Here is a 21,217-nt window from a genome sequence, read left to right as displayed (position 1 = left end):
TCACATCTCGGTGTTTTCCTTGATGTTCCAGCCGACGGTCACCTCCGCGCCCTTGCCGCCGTTGTCGTTCTGCTGCCAGTACTGCTTCTTCACCTTCGCGGCCTGGAAGCCGTAGTGCATCATCAGCCGGTCGGCGACGTCGCCCGGATCGATCCCCGCGACTTGCGCGGACGTGACGAGCACCTCCTGCAGCGTCACGCGCATGAACTCGACCTGCGTGCCGCCGGTTTTGCACGCGGAAATCTCGACCGACGACAAATGCTTGCCGTTCGCGCAGTTCTTGATGATCGCGGGTGCCCCCTTGTCCATGTACGCGGCAACGACCAGGTCGTTGAAGCTCGCCTTGCCCGCGTTGCCGCCGCTGCCGCTCGCCATCGCGCCCGGCTGGCTCGCGCCCCACGTGAACGACTGGATGTCGGTCCAGCCCTTGTGCTGCGCGTCCGCCGATTCGCCGGTCACGCCGTCCACCTTCATAAACATTGCCACGCCCATAACCGTCTCCGTTTCAGTGCGATGTCAGGATGAATGCCGCGTTGAAGTCCAATCGTTGCGTGTGCCGCCGCTCATTCGTTGGCCGCCTTCGCGGTCGGCAGCCGCGAGATGAGCCGCAGCGACACGGTGAGCCCTTCGAGCTGGTAATGCGGCCGCAGGAAGAATTTCGACGTGTAGTAGCCGGGGTTGTCCTCGACTTCGTCGACCACCACCTGCGCGGCCGCGAGCGGCTTGCGCGCCTTGGTTTCCTGCGACGAATTGATGGGGTCGCCGTCGACGTAGTTCATGATCCAGTCGTTCAGCCAGCGCTCCATGTCGTCGCGTTCGCGGAACGAGCCGATCTTGTCGCGCACGATGCACTTCAGGTAATGCGCGAAGCGGCAGCACGCGAACAGGTACGGCAGGCGGCCGGACAAGCGCGCGTTCGCGGTCGCGTCGGGATCGTGATACTCGGCCGGCTGGTACAGCGACTGCGCGCCGATGAACGCCGCGAAATCCGAGTTCTTCCGGTGCACGAACGGCATGAAGCCGTTCTTCGCGAGTTCGGCCTCGCGGCGGTCGCTGATCGCGATCTCGGTCGGGCATTTCTGGTCGACGCCGCCGTCGTCGGTCGGGAACGTGTGGCTCGGCAGTCCTTCGACCGCTCCGCCCGACTCGACGCCGCGGATCGACGAACACCAGCCGTACTGCTTGAACGAGCGGTTGATGTTCGCGGCCATCGCGTACGCCGAGTTCGCCCACGTGTAGCGGTCGTGGTTCGCGGCGTCGGTGTCTTCCTCGAAGTCGAATTCGTCGACCGGGTTGGTGCGCGCGCCGTACGGCAGCCGCGCGAGAAAACGCGGCATCGCGAGCCCGATGTAGCGCGAATCCTCCGATTGCCGCAGGCTGCGCCACGCCGCATATTCGGTGTTCTGGAAGATCTTCGTCAGGTCGCGCGGGTTCGACAGCTCCTGCCACGAATCCATCTGCATCAGCTCCGGCGACGCACCGGCGATGAACGGCGCGTGCGCGGCCGCCGCGATCTTCGACAGCTCGCCGAGCATCTCGACGTCGGGCGGGCTGTGGTTGAAATGGAAATCGCCGACCAGGCAGCCGAACGGCTCGCCGCCGAACTGCCCGTATTCCTCCTCGTAGATCTTGCGGAACAGCGGGCTCTGGTCCCACGCGACGCCCTTGTAGCGTTTCAGCATCCGCGCGACTTCGTTGCGCGACGCCGGCAGCGCCTTGATCTTCAGCAGCTCGTCGGTCTCGGTATGCGTGACGAGGTAATGCAGCCCGCGCCACGCGCCTTCGAGCGTCTGGAATTCGTTGTGGTGCAGGATCTGGTTGATCTGCTCGGACAGCTTGCGGTCGATCTCCGCGATGATCTGCTTCACGCTGCCGTATGCGTCGGTCGTCATGCCGACCGTATGTTCGAGCGCCTGCTGCGCAAGCGTGCGCACCGCGCGCTCGACCGATTCGCGCGCCTCGGCCGTCTTCGGCTTGAACTCCTTCTGCAGCAGCGCCGCGAATTCGTCGTGCGCGACGGCGGGTTGCGCGGCGTCGCGCGCATCGGCGCGGGACTGGACAGGATCATTCATCGCGGGCCTCCGGTTGGGTCGCGTCGCCGCTCTGCGCGCTCGCGTGCGGTTCGCGCACGAGCGTCTTCAGCAGGTCGGGGTCGTTGATCGCGCGTTCGATCAGTTGCTCGGCACCGTGCTTGCCGTCCATGTACGACAGCAGGTTCGACAGCTCGGTGCGCGCCTCCAGCAGCCGGCGCAGCGCGTCGACGTTGCGTGCGATCGCGGCCGGCGAGAAATCGTCGATCTGCTCGAACGTCATGTCGACGTTGAGCATCCCTTCGCCCGTCAGTGTGTTCGGCACCTGGAACGCGACGCGCGGCGCGATCGATTTCATCCGCTCGTCGAAGTTGTCGACGTCGATCTCGAGAAACTTGCGCTCCGGCAGGTCCGGCAGCGGCTCGGCACGCTTGCCCGCCAGGTCCGAAATCACCCCCATCACGAACGGCAGCTGTACCTTACGTTCGGCGCCGTAGGTCTCGACGTCGTACTCGATCTGCACGCGCGGCGCCCGATTGCGCGCGATGAACTTCTGTCCGCTGCCCGCCGCCTTGGTTCTGTCCGTCATCGTCCACTCCTTCACATCGATCAGGTTGCGCAGTCCGTCGTTGCCGCCCGCATGGCGGTTTCTTTCGTTCGGTCCATTCGTTTCATTCGCTTCGCTCGCCGCTCAGCAGGTCCAGCTTCGCGAGGCTCTCCGGCGCGAGGTCGCGGATGATTTCGTAGAAGTCGAGCGCGAGCAGCCGCTGTGCGCGTCGCAGCAGCAGCGGCGCCGGGTGGCTCGGTTCGTGCTGCTCGAAATAGCGGCACATCTTGTCGAGACCGATACGCACGTCGTCGCGGCTCGTGATGGCGGCTTCGCGCCACGCGTGGGTGTTCGGCATCGGCGTCGACGCAGCGGGTGCCAGTGCAGCCTGCGATGCGTCGCCGGGAACGGCCTGCTGCGTGTCGGGCGACACCGGTTGCGGCTCGGGCAGCGGCACCTCGCGTACGATGCGCCGCAGCGCCCTCTCCGCGTCGCCTTCGTCGGGTGCCCATTCGCGGCCCAGCTTGTCAGTCACGCACACGCGGATCGCATCCAGCGCGTGCAGTGCCGCGCGCGTTGCGTCGAGCGGCGTCGTGCCGTCGCCCGACGCGGCCGACAGTGCGGCCAGCAGGCTTTCGCGGCTGCCGGTCGCGGGGCTGCCGACGTCGTCGCGGCCATCGAGCAGCCGTTCGGCGTCGCGCACGCTCGGCCCGCCTTCGAACAGCGGCTGGCGGCGCGCTGCGCGCGCGCAGTCGTGTGCGCCGGCCACGTCGGCGAGCGCGTTCATCCGCGGTGTCGGGTCCGGTTCGCCGTCCGCGTCGAGCCGCGGATGCAGGGTGTCCCAGCGGCGCTCGAGCAGGTTCGCGACGAGCGCGAGCGCGTCCGCATAACCGGGGATGCCGTGCTGCTCGGTCCAGCTTCGCGCGAGACAGGCGATCACGCGCAGGTCCTTCGTGCGCGCGGACAGCGCCAGCGCGAGCCGCTCGACCGCGCGCCAGTCGGGCGCTTCGGCCGGGATCACGGTGTCGCCGTATTGCTGCTCGGCGCGCGGCGTCGCACGCTCCTGCAACTGCAGGAACTCGGCGTCGTATTCGAGGTTCGCGCCGCACGGCGTATCGGGTGCGACATCCGCGAGCAACGGGCCGATCAGGCCCGCGCGCGGCGTCGCAGGGATGCCGGGCGGCACCGCGGAAAAAGCGGCGGCGGCCAGCGCCGCCTGGCTGACGTCATTCGAATGCATAGTCGATGTTGACCGGTTTGCTGCCGAAATCGATCGCCACGGTGCGGTGCAACGGCGGCAGCGAGCCGTTGCGGATTTCGATCACGTAGACGCCCGGCGTCAGCGCTACCGAACGCAGCGGCGGGCTCGCGCCGCGCCGAGCGCCGTTCACGTAGACGTCGCCCCATGGCCGCACGTTGAAACGCACCTGCACCGTTTCCTGCGCCTTCGGCGCACGCGGCTGTTGCTCGGCAGGCAGCGCATTCACGGCCGCGACGGCTGTCTGGCTGTCCGGCGGTTTCGGTGCCGGAGATGGTGTCGTCACCGGCGGTACGGCGGCTTCCGACGGCGGCACGTTGACGACGCGCTCCGACGCGTCGAGGCTGCCGGCGGGCGCGATGGCGGGACTGGCGCCGGCCGGCGGCGGGGCCGTGTTCGTCACGGTGGTCGCGATCTGCGGCGCGGGCGCGGCGGCCTCGACGGCCGGCGTGCTGGCGGGCTCGGCGGCGACGCGTGGCGGCGGAACCTGGGCAGACGATCCGGCCGGCAGGCTGGACGGCGGCACGACGATCGGAGTCGGCCCCTGCTGGGCCAGTGCGGCAGCCGGCGTGCTCGCGGGCGGTGACGTGCCGGCCTGCGGCTGGCTCGCGACGGGCGCGGGCTCGTCGGCCACGCGGGCAGGACGCGACAGATAGGTCGCGGCAAGGCCGACGGCGATCAGCGCAACGACCGCGCCCCCGGCGTAGACCGGCAGCCGGCGCTTGCGCGATCCAGCGGGGGCCTGGTCGCGCTGGGCGCCGGCCGGCAAGGAAGCGCCGCCTGACGCCGCCGACGACGATGCGGCGGGATACGGTGCGGTTGCACTGGCGGCACCGGCACCGACGCCAGCACCAGCACCTTCAGCCGCGAACGTGACCGCTTCCCCGGAACCCGCCGCACCACGCGCGCCGATCTCCGTATCGGTACTTGCGGATCGCGCACTGGCTTCGTCGTGCGTGTCGGTTCGTGCAGCGGCCGGTTCTTTCGCGCGTTCGAAGTCTCCATTCGGCGCATCGGATTCAACCGGTTTCGCGGCCGGCCGGGACGCATGCGATGCGGAAGCTGCGAGCGCTCCCGCAGCCGCCGTGGCGGCTGTGCCTTGCGTGACCGCTTTCAACGTCGAAGACACATCATCGGCTTCCGGCTTGCCGTCCGACACACCGGGCGATGCGGATGCCGTGTCCGTGGGCGTCGATACAGGGCCCGCACCCGCCGGCGTCGGCGGCCGCGCGTCCGGCGCAGCGCTACCCGAAGCGGTCCCACCCGCACCGATCGAAGTCGCGGCGGCAGCCGGCGCGGTACCGTTCTCGACAGAAGCCGCCCCCTTGTCGCCCTCGCCCCTGCCCGCATCGCCCACGGGCGGCACGGCGGGCGCGCCATACCCGCTGCCCGTCCGGTCGAAGTCCCGCAACCCGAGTTCCGCCGCGAATGCCGCGACCGATTCCGGCCGGTCCGGAATCCGCAACTGCAGCGCATGATCGACGGCCGCGAGAAAAGCCGGGCTGTACACCTCGCCGGCCGGCAGTTCACGCGACGCGAGCGGCCGGTACGTGTCCTTGATGCTGCGCACGACGGCCGCGGGCGGCAACTCGCCGGTGATCATCGCGTGCATCACCGCGCCGAGCGCATAGAGATCCGTCCACGGCCCCTGGCTGAACGCGGGATCGTCGGTGTATTGCTCGATCGGCGCGTATCCGGGCTTGATCATCATCGCGCCGTCGTCGACCAGATCGCCGATCCGTTTGCGCGCCGCGCCGAAGTCGAGCAGGATCGCGCTGCCGTTCGGGCGGATCAGCACGTTGTCGAGCGCGACGTCGCGATGGAAGCACTGCGCACGATGCAGCGTGTCGAGCGCGCCGAGCAGCGCGCCGACGATGTTGCGCAATTGCGTCTCGCTGATCCGCATCCCGCCGTCGAGCAGCTGCTTGAGCGTGCGTCCCTCATAGAACGGCATCACCATGTACGCGGTGCCGTGGCTTTCCCAGAAGTGCAGGACCTTGACAAGCCCCGGATGGTCGAATTGCGCGAGCAGGCGCGCTTCGTTGAGGAACGCGCCGCGCCCTGCGTCGAATGCCTGCGCGAACCGCTCGGAGCGCAGCGACACCGTATAGTCGCCGCCGCGCGTGGCCAGCATCGACGGCATGTACTCCTTGATCGCGACCGCGCGCCGCAACGTGCGGTCGAACGCGCGATAGACGATCCCGAAGCCGCCGATGCCGAGCACCTCGTCGAGCTGCAATTCGCCGAGACGATGGCCGAGCGGCAGCGGCCGCACCGTGAATCCGGATGCGTCGCCGCGTGTCGCCGTGTCGTGCTCGTTGTCTCTCGATCCAGCGTCCTTCATCTCCACCACCTCTCGAAACCGCGTCCTTTCCGTCCGCCGCCGCGCCCGGCGGCCGGCCTTCCCTTTGTCCGGCCGCTAACCGCCGCCGAACAGCGCCAGGAACAGCGCGTTGTCGGGCGTGCCCGTGTGCGCGTGCGTGCGCAGCGGCGATCCGTCCGCGCGATTGGTCCACCAGAAACTGGTGCCGCCGTGCGGATCGAAGTAACCGGACAGCCCCGGCCATGCTGCCGGCGCCGTGCGGTCCGGCAGCGCCGCCGGCATACCATCGACGATGTCCGCCGCGTCGCGACCGACGCCCGGCGCGAGCCGCACGCGTTCGAGCGTCCGCTCGAGATCGCCCGGCGCGCGCGCATGGCGGATCGCGTCGAGCAGCGCCTGTCCGACCTGCCAGTAGAACGCGTCGGCGGCGTCCGGCAGCCCGTTCCAGTAATCGGCCGCACGCATCGGCAGCGTCACGATCACCGGGTAGTAGCGCCCCACGCGGTCGCAGCTCGGCGCGAGGCAGCCCGGCTGCACGCACGACGCGCCGGCGCCCGCCGGGATCAGGAAATTCCAGACCGGCGCGACCGTGTAATGGCGCTCGATCTCGTCCGCGCCGCGCTGGCGCATCGCTGCCATCCCCTGCTGGAGCCAGCGCTCCCACCACAGCGCGAGCGCATGCGGCAGCCGGCTGTTCACGAAGTCGCCGGCGCCGGGAATCTTCCCGTACCAGGCCGGCGCATCGCCGTCGGTACGCGTGAACGGCGGTGTCGGGCTCATGGCTTCGGAGGGCATGTAAAGGACTCCATCTGGGGCAGCCTGAACGGGTTGCGGACACTGCCCGCATTCACTTGCAGCACGATCGGTTTGCCGTCGACCGTGAAGCGCGCAATCATCTGGTCGGACCCGCGCCCGGCCGATACGGCCGCGCGGTCGAACAGCCGGTGCAGCGCCCACGGCCCGTCGGTCGTGAAGCCGTCGGTTGCGCCGGCCTGGCCCGACACCTGCAGCCGCACCTGGTTGCTGCCGCGCGGGCCCGGCCAGTCCACCGCGCTCTGCACGAGCGGGCCGTGCGCGTAACGGACGATCTGCCCGTCGACGTCGAGCACCATCTCCGTGATCGACGGGTCCATTTCGAGCGGCTGGATCTGCACTTTCAGCTGCGCGGTGCGCGCACCGCCGCCGAAATAGGCGTCGCGGATCACCGCCGCCTTCTCGAACGACGCCAGCATCGCGGCGGCCGACGGATCGGCGTCCGCATTGCGGTTCGCGAAGCGCCACGGGTGCGACGTCGTATCGACGATCGACTGCAGGTTCTTCTGGAAGAAGTCGTCCATCAGGCCGCCGGGCGCGAACATCTGCGCGAAATCCGCCGGCGCGACGTCACGCGACGATCCGCGCGCGAACGGATAGCGCCCCGCGATCGCCTGCCGGCAGAAGTCGCCGACGTTCGCGCCGGCCCGCGTCGCGACGCTGCGCTGCTCGACGGTCGCCACGCTGCCGTTCGCGACGTTCGACAGGTCGTCGAGCACTTCGCGGAACGGCGTCGGCAGGCGGCCGGCCTGTGCGCGCAGCTTCGCCGGCGCGTCGGACGGCGGCGGCTGCGCGCCGCTCCTCAATGCGTCGTCGGTGGCCGTCAGGTAGGTGTACAGCGCGTCGATCGACTTCAGCACGTCATTGAACGCCTGCGCCTGGTCGCCGCTGCCCGGCGCGAACGTGCGCAACCCGGCGAAGTGACTGTCGACGATCTGCTCGGCGCTCGCGGGCGCCGCGGCGGACGTGTTCGCATCGCTTCCCTGGCTCGCGAAGATCTGCGACAGCGAGCTGCGTGCCTCGTCGACCTTGTCCTGCGCGCGCGCGGCGAGATTGCGCGCCCCGCCGCCCGGTGCATCGCCGAGCGCCGTGTCGCGCGCGAGCGCGACCATCAGCCGCGTGAGCGGCGAATCGGCGGACGACAGTGCGCGCGCCACCTGGATGCTCTGCGCGAGCGTCGCGGTGCGCTGCAGCTTGATGTCGGCGAGATAGTCGTCCCAGATCTTCAGATAGTCGTTCAGGTAGAGCTGGCGGATATCGCGGGCCCACGCGGCCGCGTCGTTCGGCCCGGGAATCTCGGAGAGCCCGAGGTTCAGCACCCACACTTCCTCGCGCCCGTAGGCGTCGACCTCGCCGGCCAGGCGCGGCGCGAACACATTGCGATAGCCGTTGCGCGTATAGAGGCCCGGCACGCCTTCCGACAGCGGCTTGCCGCCCTGGCGGCGGAACACCAGCGACGCGTCGGGGCCGACCGCGCGCGCGACGCTGAAGTCGAACGCGGCGGTGGCCGGCCGCAGCGTCAGCGTGAGCTGCCGGTACAGCCGCTGCGAGAACGGCACCTGCCGCAGCCGGTCGCGCACGTCGGCCACGAGCCGCTCGTTCATCGGATACGGCGACACCGCGACGCGGCCGCCGAACAGCGCGGCGAGATGCGCACGCAGCGCGGTGCGTTCGGCCGGCGAGAAATCGGGCGGCAGCGCGCGTTCCATTTCGAGATCGACGACGGCCTGCACGAACGCAGGATCGTAGTGCGCGCTGTCGTACAGCATCAGGTACGCCTTCAGCGCCGCATACGCGAATTCGGTCTCGTCGGGCCGCGCGTCGCGCAGCGCGGCCTCCATCCGGCTCGCGGCGATCGGCAGCAGCACGTCCTCGAGCGCGCGCCGGTACACGGCATCGACGGCCTCGTCGATCTTCTCGCCCTGGAACAGCCCCCACCGGTACGCGAGCGGCGGATGCTGCAGGTCGACGCCGCCGGTATTCGCGAGGCCGCCGAGCGCGTCGAGCACGGGCAGCAGGCGGGCGACGTCGGCCGCATCGGAGAACTTCGCGCCGGCAATCTGCGCATCGACGGCCGGCACGCGCGCGCCGATCTGGTCGAGATACGCGCGATTGTTCGAATAGCTGCGCAGCCACGCGACCAGCACGGCCACGCACACCAGCGCGAGCAGCACGTAGCCGGCGATCTGCAGCACGCGCCGTTTCTGATGCCAGCGCAGGTCGCTGCCGGCGAGCGAGGCTTCGCGGAAGATGTGCTCCTGCAGCAGCGACTTCAGGAAGAAGCTGCGGCCGGTCGAGCCGACCTGCGCGACCGGCGGCACGCCCTCGATCTTCAGGAAGCGCTTGATGCCGCTCATCACGCGATCGAACGCGGTGCCCTCCTGCGTGCCGCTCGTCAGGTAGACGCCGCGCAGCATCGGCATCGGTTCGTAGCTCGACACGGAAAACACCTCGGCGACGAACTGGCCGAGCATGTCCTGCAGGTCGGCGATCTGCTGCGGCAGCAGGTACGTCATCTCGCGCTGGCGCGCGTCGGTCTGCGCGGCGAGCAGTTCGGGCAGCCCGTCGTTCAGCCGCTGGTGCAGCAGCCGGTATTCGCGGTCGAATGCCGCACGCAGGTCGAAACCCGGCGCCTCGCTCTGCGCGAGCGGGAACGTGAAACCCCACACCTGCGCGCATTCCGCGCGGCCGTAGTTGCCGAAATACTCGGCGAAGCCCGCGAGCAGGTCGGCCTTCGTCACGAGCAGGTACACGGGAAAGCGAATGCCAAGCTGCGCGCGCAGTTCGAGCAGCCGCTTGCGCAGCACCATCGCGTGCTGCGTGCGCTCGGCCTCCGACGCGCCGAGCAGGTCGGCCACGCTGATCGTCAGCATCGCGCCGTTCAGCGGCTGGCGCGTGCGGTACTTCTTCAGCAGGTCGACGAAGCCTTTCCACTCGGCCTCGTCGAGCGCACGGTTGCCCTCGTGCGTCGTATAACGGCCGGCCGTGTCGATCAGTACCGCGTCGTTCGTGAACCACCAGTCGCAATGGCGCGTGCCGCCCACGCCGCGAATCGCGGCGCGGCCGAACTGCTCGGCGAGCGGAAAACTGAGCCCGGAATTCACGAGCGCGGTGGTCTTGCCCGAGCCCGGCGCGCCGATGAACACGTACCACGGCAACTGGTACAGATACTGGCGCGACATCCGGTCGAACCAGCGCGGCAGGCCCTTGCGCACGGCGTCGGCCTGGCCGAAGCGGACCTTCTTCAGCAGCGTCGCGGCTTCGTCGAAGCGGCTGCGCAACTCGTCGAGCTGCGCTTTCGCCGGATCGTCGGCGGTGGCCGGCCCGGGCGCCGCTTCGCGCAGCTGGTTCAGCAACTGCGCGTTGAGCCGGCCGGCGCGCCAGCTGCGCCACGCGACGCGCGCGCCCCACGCGATGAACAGCACCGCGATCGTCAGCCCGCGCGCCCAGCCGCTTTCGAGCGGGCGGACCTCGGCGAACGCGAACAGCGGGCCCGCGAGCCACACGAAGCATGCGAGCACGACGAGACCGGCGAAGGTCCAGATCTCCCGCGACGGCAACGGCCGGACGAAACGCGCGACAGCCTGATTCATGTCAGTTGGCCCCCTGCGTTGCGCTCGCGCCGACGGCCGCACTGCCGGGCGCCGGCAGCAGCGTGATCTCGACGCGCCGGTTCAGCGCGCGATTCGCGGGCGAATCGTTCGGCGCGACCGGGTCGAGCGTGCCGCGCCCTTCCGCCGCGAGCCGTTCCGGATGGTCGAGCCGCGCGGCGATCATGCCGCGCACGGCTTCCGCGCGTTCGCGCGACAGGTCCCAGTTCGACGCGAAGCGCGCGGTATGCACGGGTGTGTCGTCCGTGTAACCGGTCACGCGCACGTTGCCGGGCACCTTGTCCAGCGCATCGGCCACACGGGCGAGCACCGGCACGTAGCGGTCGATCACCGACGTCGATCCCGACTTGAACAACCCGTCGCCGCGCAGCACGATCACGCTGCGATCGGCGGCGTCGCGCACCGACACGAGGCCGGCCGCGATCTCCGGTTCCAGGAACTTCGCGATGCGCGGGGCCGGTGCCGCGCGCGGCGGCGCTTGCGCGGGCTGCAGCTTCGGCACGTGCAGCGCGTCGATCGATGCGAACAGCCGGTCCGAATGCCCGGCGAGCGCGATCCGCAGCCCGACGAACACGCCGAAGCCGATCAGCAGCGCGAGCGCCACGCACACCCACAGCGGCACGACGAACCGGCGCGCGACATCGCGCGTGACGACGTCGCGCCAGTGCGGCGACAGCGCCGGCTCGAATTCGCCGCGCACCGAGCGGATCGTGAGCGCGAGCTGGTGGCGCAGCGCGTCGAGCTGCGCATGGCCGTTGTCGAGCACGCGATAACGGCCCTCGAAGCCGAGCGCGAGACAGAAATACAGCAGCTCGAGCAGGTCGAGATGCTGGCGCGGCTGCTGCGACAGGCGTTCGAGCAGGTGGAAGAATTTCTCGCCGCCCCAGGTCTCGTTGTGGAACGACACGAGCAGGCTGTGCGACGACCACACGCTGCCGCCCCATGGCGTCAGCGCGGCCGCCTCGTCGAGCGCCGTGCACAGGCAGTAGCGCGCGCCGATGATCGCTTCCGACGGCACGCCGGCCTCCTGCGCGCGCGCCTCGAACTGTCGGATCTCGACGACGAGATGCTCGCGCAGCCACGCGGGATTCGGGTGATGGACGGTCGAACGGATCTGCGGCACGAGGTTGAGCAACGGATTCGCGGCCGCGACGAGCGGGTTCGTGCCGCTCGCGGCCCAGCGCCCGGGGCGCGGCTGCGTCGCGGTCGGGCCGGCCGCGCCCGCCGCGGCCGGATGCATGCCGCCCGGATTCGGCGGTACGAATCCGCCTGCGCCGGGGGAGATCGAATCGGAGGAGGAATTCATCGCGTCGCCCCGCCCTCACCCGCGTATCGCCCAGAACTCCATCGAGAGTCCAGGGAATTCGCCGGCGAAATGAAAGGCGAGACCGCCGGAGCGCGCCAGCTGCTTCCACAGGTCGCTGCCCTTGTCGATCTCGAAGTACGTATGGCCCGCGTGATACGGGATCTGCCGCGGCGCGACCGGCAACTGGCGCATCGTGATGCCCGGCAGTTGCAGCTGCACGAGATCGCGGATCCGCTCGACCGGCCCGAGCTTGGCCTGCGCGGGAAAACGCGCGCGCAGGCTGTCGGCCGGTATGTCCGCGCGCACCGCGAGCACGAAGCCGGCCGTATCGCGCAGCACCGGGTCGGCCAGCGTCGCGACGCGGATGCCGTTGCCCGCATCGCGCAGCTCGATCTGGATCGCGTTTTGCTCGAGCACCGTCGACAGCGACCGCCGCAGTTCGGTCATCAGCTCTGCGAAGCTCGTGCGCAGGTCGTCGTGCACGTAGACGGCGAGCGACTGCGGGCGCCGGCCGGCCGCCGTGAACGTGCTCAGGTCGCACGCGAGCTTCAGCCAGTCGCAGAACAGCGCCTCCGGATGCGTCGACACGTGCTGTTGCGCATGCCAGGTCAGCGCGAGATAGCGGTTCACGAGTTGCAGCAGCAGGAAGTCCGCGACTTCCGACACGCCGCCGCGCCCGGGCTCCGACAGCCGTTCCGCGAGCGCTTCGCTGCGTTGCGTGAGCAGCCCGTGCAGCTCGCGTGCGTAGGCCAGCAGCACGGCGTCGTGCTGCGCGACGAGGCGCGGCGGGATGTAGCCGTCGTCGACGAGCAACCGTGCATCGGTGCGCCGCTCGACGATCCGTGCGACGCCGAGTGCGTGCCAGTCGCCGGTCAGCTCGGCTTCGAGCATCAGCCGCACGTTCAGGCGCCCCGTCTGCAGCAGTGCGGGACCGAGCGCGACCGCGTTCGCGTCGGCCACTTCGTATTCGCGCACGACGTAGCGCGCGACATCGGCGCCGCCGTTCGTACCGTTCGCGCCGTTCGCGGCATGGCCTCCGCCTGCGCCGAACGACACCTCCTCGCCGCCGCCGCGCCACAGCGGCAACGCGAGCACGACGAGCTGGTCCTTCGCGTCGGCCGGCACGTCGAGCGGTTCGGGAAGATCGTCCGGATGGGACAGGTCGAACGGCGTGCCGTCGCGCATCACGCCCGACGCGGTGCGCAGCGCGACCTTGCCGAGCGCCAATTGCTCGCGGTCCAGCTCCAGCGTGTCGAAACCCCAGAAGAAGCCTTGCAGCGGGAGGCAGCGCAGCGCGACGTAGCGTTCCCAGTGCCGTTCGAGCTGCTGGAAATGCTGCGGCCGCAGGAACATCCCCTCGGTCCACACCACCCGCTGGCGGAGCGCCGCGACCGGTGTCGCGGACATCGTCGGTTCGGTCATGGGCGCCCCTTCGCATCGTTCAGTGCGAGGCCGCCGTTGCGCACCGCGATCGACAGCTTCAGCTCGCCCGGCGACGTCTGCCAGAACTTGTAGAGATTGAGCTGCTTCGCGCGCGGCAGCGGCACTGTCAGTCGCCAGCGGTTCTTTTCGAGCATCCGGTATTCGGCGACCACGCCGATCGCGCCGGCCTCGACGTTGCCGCGATAGTGCAGCGTGCGCGACTCGCCCGGCCGCAGGATCACGCGATCGGTGCCGAGCAGGTCCGCGCCGAGCACGTTCTCCGGCTTGTCCTGCAGCGAGAAGAAATCCGCGCTGTCGAACGACGATGCCGCGCGGAGCTGGAACACCTTCAGCACGATCGGCGCAGGCTTGCGGTTCGGGTCAGGGTTGACGTCGGGCGCAACGTCGACCGTGATCGCATACGGCACCGCCGCGGCGTGCTCCGTCGCGCCGCACCCCGGCAACAGCATCACGCATCCCCATACGATGAAACTGCTCGACCGCCATTGCATATTCCACCCTCGCCACCCAATAGCCGTTCGCCGGTTTTCGACCGCGAAACCGGATGATCCGATTGAAAAAGGGACAATTAATTGATCGGTAATTGTGTAATCCGTATATCCATCCATCGCAATCCGTATCGGCAAATTGTTCTTGTAAAAAGCCGGGTCATATCATTCATGGATTTTGGAAGTCGATTCGGCGAGATGGTGGTCAATTGAATTGGGGTTGATAAGTTATTGGCAAAAATCAATCCGACCGGTTCGCCGTCGCGGCCCGGTTCTGTGAAGTGGACACCCTGTCGGATGGGCTTGGGGCGCAAGCCGGCCGGCCACCGTGCAACGAACGCTCGCGGCGCTGACGGTGTGCCAGGCTATTCGTTTCGCACGAACGGACGGCCCGTTTTTTCGTGCATTGACGTGCGCTGACCAAACAACTGACGAATCCGAAAAACACAGCGAACTATAGGCCGTTTTTCTGGATTCACAAGCACTGAAATTCGTAGTCGATTCTGCATTCACGTGGAAATGGAATGGCCAAATGAAACAAAACGTAACAGGCTATTCCGTATCGATGATTGGCACTAGAATCCAACAGCGCTTGTGTGGCACCTTCCAATTACGCCAATTCCTGATTTCAATAATGAAAGGTCGTTCATCGCACGTTCTTTTCCTCGGCGCATTGTTGCTGGGGGCCGGCGGGTGCAGTACGTCCCCGACCCAGTCGGCTGCACGCGCGACGGTCGACAGCGCGCGCGCCGCGTACGACAGCGGCGACTACGGGCGCACGATCGCGCTGCTGAGCCACGCGAAGGAAATCGACGGCGCCGACACCGACACGCAGGTTGCCGCGCACAAGCTCCTCGCGTTCAGCTATTGCGTGACGAACCGCATCACGCCGTGCCGCGCCGAGTTCTCGAAAATTCTCGACCTCAACCCGCGCTTCGACTTGTCCCCCGCCGAGAAGGGACATCCGATCTGGGGGCCCGCGTTCGAATTCGCGCGCCGCAGGCATGCGTCGTCGTCCTGAACGAACCGGCCTGCGCGCGAGCACTTCACCGAGCGACGTATGACATGCAACTGATCGTGATCGAACATGCCGGCGAGCCGGTCGAAAACGACTCCTACGACGCCGTCGTGTTTCATCCGCCGGGCGGCACCATCGGCCGGGCCAGCGACAACCATCTCGTGTTGCGCGACGACACGCGGCAGATTTCGCGGCTGCAGGCGCTGCTGCAGGTGGGCGACGACGCCTGCCTGCTGAAGAACCTGAGCAGCGTCTCGACGATCGAGGTGAACCGCGAGCCGGTCGGTTATGCGCAGGAGCGCGCGCTCAACACCGGCGACATCATCCGCATCGGGCCGTACGTGCTGCGCGCCGAACGTGACGACGGTGGCGATGGAGGCCACGCACCGGTCATCGACATGGCGACCGATACCGGCATGCACGTCGATATGCAAGCGCAAGCGCAGGCCCGGGCGGCAGCGCCACCCGCGCAACCGCCGTCATCGCGTATCGATACGAAAGGCGCCGGCAACCGGCTGTGGGGGCTCCTCCAGGATCGTCTCGCACCGCGCGGCAAGGCGGCGGACGCCGCTACGCGGCCGGGCGGCCCCGCACGGACGGGCGCCGCGCAGCAGGCCGCACCGCCCGCGCCGTCGCAGCGCGACCTGCACCAGCTGTCGACCGATCCGCTCGACCTGTTCGCGCAGTCGTCGGGCGATCTCGGCACGGCGGGCACCGCGGCGCACGCCGATCGCGGCAACGCGGCTCGCGATGCGTCATCCGCGACGCAGGCGGATCACGCGCCCGAGTGGACGCAGCACGTGCGCGTGCAACCGGCCGCCGCGCGCACCGATACGCGGCCGGCCGACGATCCGGCGCAGCATGCGGCGCCGCATGCTGCGCGCGCGCCGACCCCCGACGAACTGTTGAGCGCGTTCTTCGAAGGCGCGGGGCTAGACACCGCCGCCGAATCGCATCAGTGGTCGGCCGAGCAACTGTTCATCGCGGGCCAGTTGCTGGCGCTGTTCGCGAACGGCACGGTCGAGCTGCTGTCGTCGCGCAGCATCCTGAAGCGCGAGGTGAAGGCGCACATGACGATGCTGCTCGATCGCGAGAACAATCCGCTGAAGCTGCTGCCCGACGGCGGCGCCGTGCTGCGGCAGATGTTCGGGCTGCCGCTGCCGGGCTTCATGTCGCCGCAGAGCGCGGTCAGCGACGCGTTCCAGGATCTGCATGCGCACCAGATCGGCATGGTCGCGGGCATGCGCGCGGCGTTGATGGACCTGCTGACGCGCTTTTCACCGCAGCGCCTGCGCGAGCGCGACGACGCGACGCGCTGGTACGAGAAGCGCGTGCCCGTGCTGTACAAGGCGAGGATGTGGGATCGCTACGCGGCGACCCATCGCGACACGGTGTTCGCGATCGAGGACGATTTCGCGTCGGTGTTCGGCAAGGCGTTTCTGGCGGCTTACGACGCGGAAGTGGAAAGCTATCGCGGCAGCGGCCGGCATTGAGCGTCGAACCGCGCGCGCGCCATCGGTCGCGGGCGACGGGTGCCGGCGGAGGCGTCAGGTGGCCGCACCACACGACGCGACCTTGTTTCGCCCCGTTTCCTTCGCGTGGTACAACGCCTCGTCGGCTGCCTTGATCACCGACTCGACCTCCCCTTCCTGCCCGGGCGCCCAGCTTGCCACGCCGATGCTCGCGGTGACGCGCCCGAATTCGCTTTCCGCATGTTCGATCGCCAGTCCGTCGATGGCTGCGCGAATCCGTTCGGCGATCTCGGTCGCGCCCGTCGCCGGCGTATCCGGCAGGATCACGACGAATTCCTCGCCGCCATAGCGGGCCGCGGTGTCCGCCGGGCGCCGGATGTTGTCGCCGATGCATCGTGCGACCGCCGCCAGCGCGTCGTCGCCGGCCTGGTGGCCATACGTGTCGTTGTAGGCCTTGAAGCGGTCGACGTCGACGAACAGCAGCGAAAACACCGATCGGGCACGGCGCGCGCGGCGCCATTCGAGCTCCAGCACCTCCCCGAACGAGCGGCGATTGTTGAGCCCGGTGAGGCCGTCGGTGCGCGCGAGCATGACCAGCTCGGATTCGGCGCGCATCCTGCGCCGCAGCTGCGAGCCCAGCATGAAGGACAGCACGATGAACGCCGCGCCGAAGGTGGCGACCAGCGCGCCGATCGTGATGGCCCGGTGCCGCCACGCGGCATAGATGTCCTGCTCCGCCTCGGCGACCATGATGATCAGCGGCAGGTGCGGCAGCGTCTTGAAGTAGTACAGGCGGCGCACGTTGTCGATCGTCGAGGTCTCGACGAACGAGCCTTCCGGCGCCGTCATGAAGTGGCGAAACGTTGCCGCCTTGCTGATGTCGCGACCGATGGTGCGCACGTCGTACGGCTGGCGCATGAACATGATGCCGTTCGTGCCCACCAGCGAAATCGCGCCGTGCGAGCCGAGCGCGAGGCCGGCGAACAGCGTGTGGACATACTCGAGATTGACCGCGATCATCACGATGCCGGCGAACGAGCCGTCCGGGTTCGACACGCGGCGCGTCAGCGCGACGCTGAGCGAGCCGCCACGCAGGCGGGACGCATAGGGATCGCTGATGTAAAGCCCGACGTCCGGATTGTCGCGGTGAACCGTAAAGTACTTGCGGTCGCCGAAATTGCCCTGGCGCGGCACGTCGTTCGCCGAATCCAGGATGATGTTGCCGGCGGAATCCAGCACGAGCATCGAGCCGAGAAAATTCGCCGTCATCGCGTGATCGAACAGGATGCCGCGCCGCAAGGCCGGCGATGCGGCCATGACGTCCGGCCGCTGGAGGCCCTGGATCACCGCCTCGAGCGACAGGCCGTACAGCTCGATGTTGCGTTCGATGTCGCGCTCGGCGACGAGCGCCAGATTCCGCGACGTCTCGCGCGCGCGATCGAGCGCATCGTGACGGCTCTGAAACAACTGCAACACGCAGAGGCCCATCAGCGCGCACGCTATCAAGGTCCCCGCCAGCACAACGTAGTACGGCGCTGCCGCCCGCGGATGCATCCGTGTCCTCTCAGATTGGCCCGGCGCTGACGCACCGGTCGTTATGGTTTGTTCTGAATAACCTATACCAAAAAGTACGGCTTCCGGGTACGAGGTGCAGTCCTGACTTGTCGGGTCGCGTACGGCGTGACCTGAACGGTGTCGGGCGGATCGTGCTCCGCTCGGGCCGGCACAGGATGTCGGCGCTCGTTCACCGACGCGCGTCGCGTGGTCTGGCGTGTGGTGCTGTCGATGACTGAATCGAAACAATCCGTCCGCAGCGGTACGCGTATTGAAATTCCCGTCAGGTTGCCATGCGAATGCACGGCCGGCGGGAAAGCAGCGGGAAAACCGGCGGGAGAGCGGGCATGCCGTTGCGCAGTGCGCAACGCGAGTGCCGCCCGGCCCGCGCCGATCGTGCGCGCCGCGCCGGCGGCGCCGCGCACGCGATCGGTCGGCCGTCAGACGGTCGTCAGACGGCCATCACCGTCACCGACTTCGTGACGAGGTACGGTTCGAGCGCTTCCGGCCCGCCTTCCGATCCGTAGCCCGAGTCCTTCACGCCGCCGAACGGCATTTCCGGCCACGGCGTCGCGGGCTGGTTGATCCACAGCATCCCGACTTCGAGGCGCTGCGTGAGCAGGTGCACGTTCGCGAACGAACGCGTGAACGCGTAGCCGGCGAGACCGAACGGCAGACGGTTCGCTTCCGCGATCGCGTCTTCGAGCTTGTCGAAACCGCGGATCGCCGCGACCGGGCCGAACGGCTCGTTGTTGAACACGTCCGCTTCGAGCGGCACGTCCGCGATCACGGTCGGCGCGAAGAAGTTGCCTTCCGAGCCGATCCGCTCGCCGCCGGTTTCGATGCGCGCGCCGACCTTGCGCGCGTTGTCGACGACGGATGCCATCGCGGTGAGCCGGCGCGGGTTCGCGAGCGCACCGAGCGTCGTGCCTTCCTCGAGGCCGTTGCCGACCTTCAGCCCTTCGGCATGCTTGACCAGCGCGCGCGTGAATTCGTCGCGGATGCTGTTGTGCACGAGAAAGCGCGTCGGCGAAATGCAGACCTGCCCCGCGTTGCGGAACTTCGCGCCGCCGGCGGCCTTCACCGCGAGCGCGACGTCGGCGTCCTCGGCGACGATCACCGGCGCATGACCGCCGAGCTCCATCGTCGCGCGCTTCATGTGCAGGCCGGCCATCGACGCGAGCTGCTTGCCGACCGGCGTCGAACCCGTGAACGTGACCTTGCGGATCACCGGGTGCGGGATCAGGTACGACGAGATTTCCGCCGGATCGCCGTAGACGAGGCCGATCACGCCGGACGGCACGCCCGCGTCGACGAACGCGCGCAGCAGCGCGGCCGGCGACGCCGGGGTTTCTTCCGGCGCTTTCACGAGGAACGAGCAGCCGGTTGCCAGCGCGGCGCTCAGCTTGCGCACGACCTGGTTGACCGGGAAATTCCACGGCGTGAACGCGGCGACCGGGCCGACCGGCTCCTTCACGACGGTCTGCTGCGCGCCGAGGTTGCGCGGCGGCACGATCCGGCCGTACACGCGGCGGCCTTCGTCCGCGAACCATTCGATGATGTCCGCCGCCGACAGCACTTCGACGCGCGCCTCGGTGAGCGGCTTGCCCTGTTCCTGCGTCATCAGCTGCGCGATCGCGTCGGCACGTTCGCGCACCAGCGCGGCCGCCTTGCGCATCGTCGCCGCGCGCTCGTGCGCGGGCACCTTGCGCCACGCCTCGAAGCCGCGTTGCGCGGCGGCGAGCGCACGGTCGAGATCGGCGATGCCCGCGTGGGCCACCTTGCCGATCGGCTTGCCGGTCGCCGGGTTCACGACGTCGATCGTCTTGCCGCTCGCGGCGTCGACCCACTCGCCGTCGATCAGCAGTTGCGTATCCGTATAAGTCACGTTAGCCATCCAGACACCCCTACATTGCGTCGATAAACGCGCGCTGCCGCGAACGGCCGCGCGCCGGTTGACAGAAAAAGCCAGGCCGCCGGGGCTGGCACGCACCCGGCGGCGTCGACGGCAGGCACGCCGGCCCGCCATCGTTCCGCATGGAGTCGCGCTCAGTGCGCGGCCGCCGTCGCCTTGCGGAGTTTCGCGACGTCCGCCGCCTGCACGGCCGGCGCGCCGTTGTTCCAGCCGGCGCGCATGAAGGTCAGCACGTCGGCGATCTGCCGGTCGTTCAACTGGTTCGAGAACGCCGGCATCGGATAAGCGGACGGCACGCCATCGATCACGAGCGTCTCGCTGCCGTTCAGCGTCACGTTGATCAGCGACGCGGCATCGCCTTCGAGCACGTTCGGGTTGCCGGCGAGCGGCGCGAGCAGCGGCGCGTAGCCGCGCCCGTCCGCGCCGTGGCAATGCAGGCAGTAAGCGTTATACACCTTCGCGCCCGGATCGGCTGCCGGCCGGCCCAGCGCGACCTGCGTCGCCTTCGGATCGTAGCGGTACGGCGGCGCCCCCGTGCCGCCTGCCGCCGGCAGCGATTTCAGGTAACGGGAGATTGCCGCCAGATCGTCGTCCGTGAGCGCCTGCGTGCTGTGGTTGATCACGCTCACCATCGAACCGAACGCGGTCGCATGGCGGTTCGCGCCGGTCTTCAGGAACTGCGCGACCTCGGCCTCGTTCCAGCGGCCGAGCCCCGTGTTGGGCTCGCCGGTCAGGTTCGATGCGAACCAGTTGTCGATCGGCGCACCCGACAGGAACGCCGCGCCGCCTTCGTCGAGCGCCTTCTCCTGGAAGCCGACGCCGCGCGGCGTGTGGCACGACCCGCAGTGCCCGAGCCCCTGCACGAGGTACGCGCCGCGGTTCCACATCGCGTCCTTGGCCGGCTTGTCGGCGTAAGGCGTCGTGTCGAGGAACACCATGTTCCACAACGCGAGCGGCCAGCGCATGTTGAGCGGCCACGGGATGTCGGACGGCCGGTTCGCCTGCTTCACCGGTTCGACGCCGTGCATGAAGTACGCGTACAGCGCCTTGACGTCCTCGTCCTTCAGTTTCGCGTACGACGGATACGGCATCGCCGGATACAGGTTGTGACCGTCCTTCGCGACGCCCTTGCGCAGCGCGCCGGCGAACTCGGCTTCCGTATAGCCGCCGATGCCCGTTTCCGGATCGGGCGTGATGTTGGTCGTGTAGATCGCGCCCATCGGCGTGACCATCTTCAGGCCGCCGGCGAACGGCGTGCCGCGCGGTGCGGTGTGGCACGCGACACAGTCGCCCGCTTTCGCGAGGTATGCGCCGCGCGCGACGAGCGCGCTGTCGGCCGGCGCCGTCTGCGCGGCCTGCGCGGCCGGGCCGGCCAGCATGGCGGACAGCGCGAGCAGCGATGCACGGAACGTATTCAGGGTGAGGTTTCGCATGATCGT

At 68.7% G+C, this 21,217-nt stretch carries 15 protein-coding genes; 2 read left to right on the top strand and 13 right to left on the bottom strand.

The genetic code is table 11. The features are described from left to right. The 10 genes from AB3K92_RS15590 to tssJ form a co-directional block, all read right to left on the bottom strand. Nucleotides 1-492 (bottom strand): type VI secretion system tube protein Hcp, encoded by a 492-nt coding sequence (locus AB3K92_RS15590; protein WP_027791618.1) that lies wholly within the window; start codon nucleotides 490-492, stop codon nucleotides 1-3. A 71-nt stretch (nucleotides 493-563) separates the two neighbouring features. Then, nucleotides 564-2,072 carry a type VI secretion system contractile sheath large subunit gene (gene tssC, locus AB3K92_RS15585; RefSeq protein ID WP_048024664.1) on the bottom strand — a complete coding sequence of 503 codons (1,509 nt, stop codon included), beginning with the start codon at nucleotides 2,070-2,072 and terminating at the stop codon, nucleotides 564-566. After that, the gene (gene tssB, locus AB3K92_RS15580; protein WP_048024666.1) at nucleotides 2,065-2,619 is read right to left on the bottom strand and encodes a type VI secretion system contractile sheath small subunit; all 555 of its coding nucleotides are present in this window, start codon (nucleotides 2,617-2,619) and stop codon (nucleotides 2,065-2,067) included. Before tssB ends, tssC begins: the two co-directional genes overlap by 8 nt. 82 nt (nucleotides 2,620-2,701) lie before the next feature. Then, entirely contained in the window at nucleotides 2,702-3,817 is a 1,116-nt protein-coding gene (gene tssA / locus AB3K92_RS15575) for a type VI secretion system protein TssA (RefSeq protein WP_369465377.1), read from the bottom strand. Next, complete coding sequence (locus AB3K92_RS15570) at nucleotides 3,804-6,179, bottom strand: protein kinase (protein ID WP_369465376.1); 2,376 nt, start codon at nucleotides 6,177-6,179, stop codon at nucleotides 3,804-3,806. The genes tssA and AB3K92_RS15570 overlap by 14 nt, the downstream gene beginning before the upstream one ends. Before the next feature lie 75 nt (nucleotides 6,180-6,254). After that, nucleotides 6,255-6,953, bottom strand: a complete 699-nt coding sequence (gene tagF / locus AB3K92_RS15565; RefSeq protein WP_369465375.1) for a type VI secretion system-associated protein TagF — start codon at nucleotides 6,951-6,953, stop codon at nucleotides 6,255-6,257. After that, nucleotides 6,935-10,564, bottom strand: a complete 3,630-nt coding sequence (tssM, locus tag AB3K92_RS15560; RefSeq protein WP_369465374.1) for a type VI secretion system membrane subunit TssM — start codon at nucleotides 10,562-10,564, stop codon at nucleotides 6,935-6,937. Before tssM ends, tagF begins: the two co-directional genes overlap by 19 nt. Nucleotide 10,565: 1 nt before the next feature. After that, nucleotides 10,566-11,888, bottom strand: a complete 1,323-nt coding sequence (locus AB3K92_RS15555; protein WP_059484913.1) for a DotU family type VI secretion system protein — start codon at nucleotides 11,886-11,888, stop codon at nucleotides 10,566-10,568. Nucleotides 11,889-11,903: 15 nt separating this feature from the next. Beyond that, a complete protein-coding gene (tssK, locus tag AB3K92_RS15550; protein WP_369465373.1) occupies nucleotides 11,904-13,310 on the bottom strand; it encodes a type VI secretion system baseplate subunit TssK in 1,407 nt (468 codons plus the stop codon). Continuing rightward, nucleotides 13,307-13,822: a type VI secretion system lipoprotein TssJ gene (gene tssJ, locus AB3K92_RS15545; protein ID WP_042977289.1), complete on the bottom strand. Its 516-nt coding sequence runs from the start codon at nucleotides 13,820-13,822 to the stop codon at nucleotides 13,307-13,309. The genes tssK and tssJ overlap by 4 nt, the downstream gene beginning before the upstream one ends. Nucleotides 13,823-14,453: 631 nt before the next feature. Here tssJ and AB3K92_RS15540 point away from each other — a divergent pair. Further along, nucleotides 14,454-14,840 (top strand): TssQ family T6SS-associated lipoprotein, encoded by a 387-nt coding sequence (locus tag AB3K92_RS15540; RefSeq protein ID WP_021162715.1) that lies wholly within the window; start codon nucleotides 14,454-14,456, stop codon nucleotides 14,838-14,840. 44 nt (nucleotides 14,841-14,884) lie between these two features. Continuing rightward, on the top strand, nucleotides 14,885-16,330 hold the full coding sequence (gene tagH / locus AB3K92_RS15535) for a type VI secretion system-associated FHA domain protein TagH (RefSeq protein ID WP_369465372.1): 1,446 nt from the start codon (nucleotides 14,885-14,887) through the stop codon (nucleotides 16,328-16,330). A 54-nt stretch (nucleotides 16,331-16,384) separates the two neighbouring features. Here the strand turns inward: tagH and AB3K92_RS15530 are convergent, their stop codons facing one another. From AB3K92_RS15530 to AB3K92_RS15520, 3 genes are all read right to left on the bottom strand, one after another. After that, on the bottom strand, nucleotides 16,385-17,863 hold the full coding sequence (locus AB3K92_RS15530; protein WP_059650683.1) for a sensor domain-containing diguanylate cyclase: 1,479 nt from the start codon (nucleotides 17,861-17,863) through the stop codon (nucleotides 16,385-16,387). Nucleotides 17,864-18,314: 451 nt separating this feature from the next. Continuing rightward, nucleotides 18,315-19,760, bottom strand: a complete 1,446-nt coding sequence (locus AB3K92_RS15525; RefSeq protein ID WP_059552233.1) for an NAD-dependent succinate-semialdehyde dehydrogenase — start codon at nucleotides 19,758-19,760, stop codon at nucleotides 18,315-18,317. Nucleotides 19,761-19,912: 152 nt separating this feature from the next. Beyond that, entirely contained in the window at nucleotides 19,913-21,211 is a 1,299-nt protein-coding gene (locus tag AB3K92_RS15520; RefSeq protein ID WP_111997276.1) for a cytochrome c, read from the bottom strand. Nucleotides 21,212-21,217: the final 6 nt, after the last annotated feature.

Source organism: Burkholderia sp. Bmkn7, assembly GCF_041103175.1.
Lineage (GTDB): Bacteria > Pseudomonadota > Gammaproteobacteria > Burkholderiales > Burkholderiaceae > Burkholderia > Burkholderia cepacia.
The sequence above is the reverse complement of the archived record's forward strand: the minus strand, read 5'-3'. Positions and strand labels throughout refer to the sequence as shown.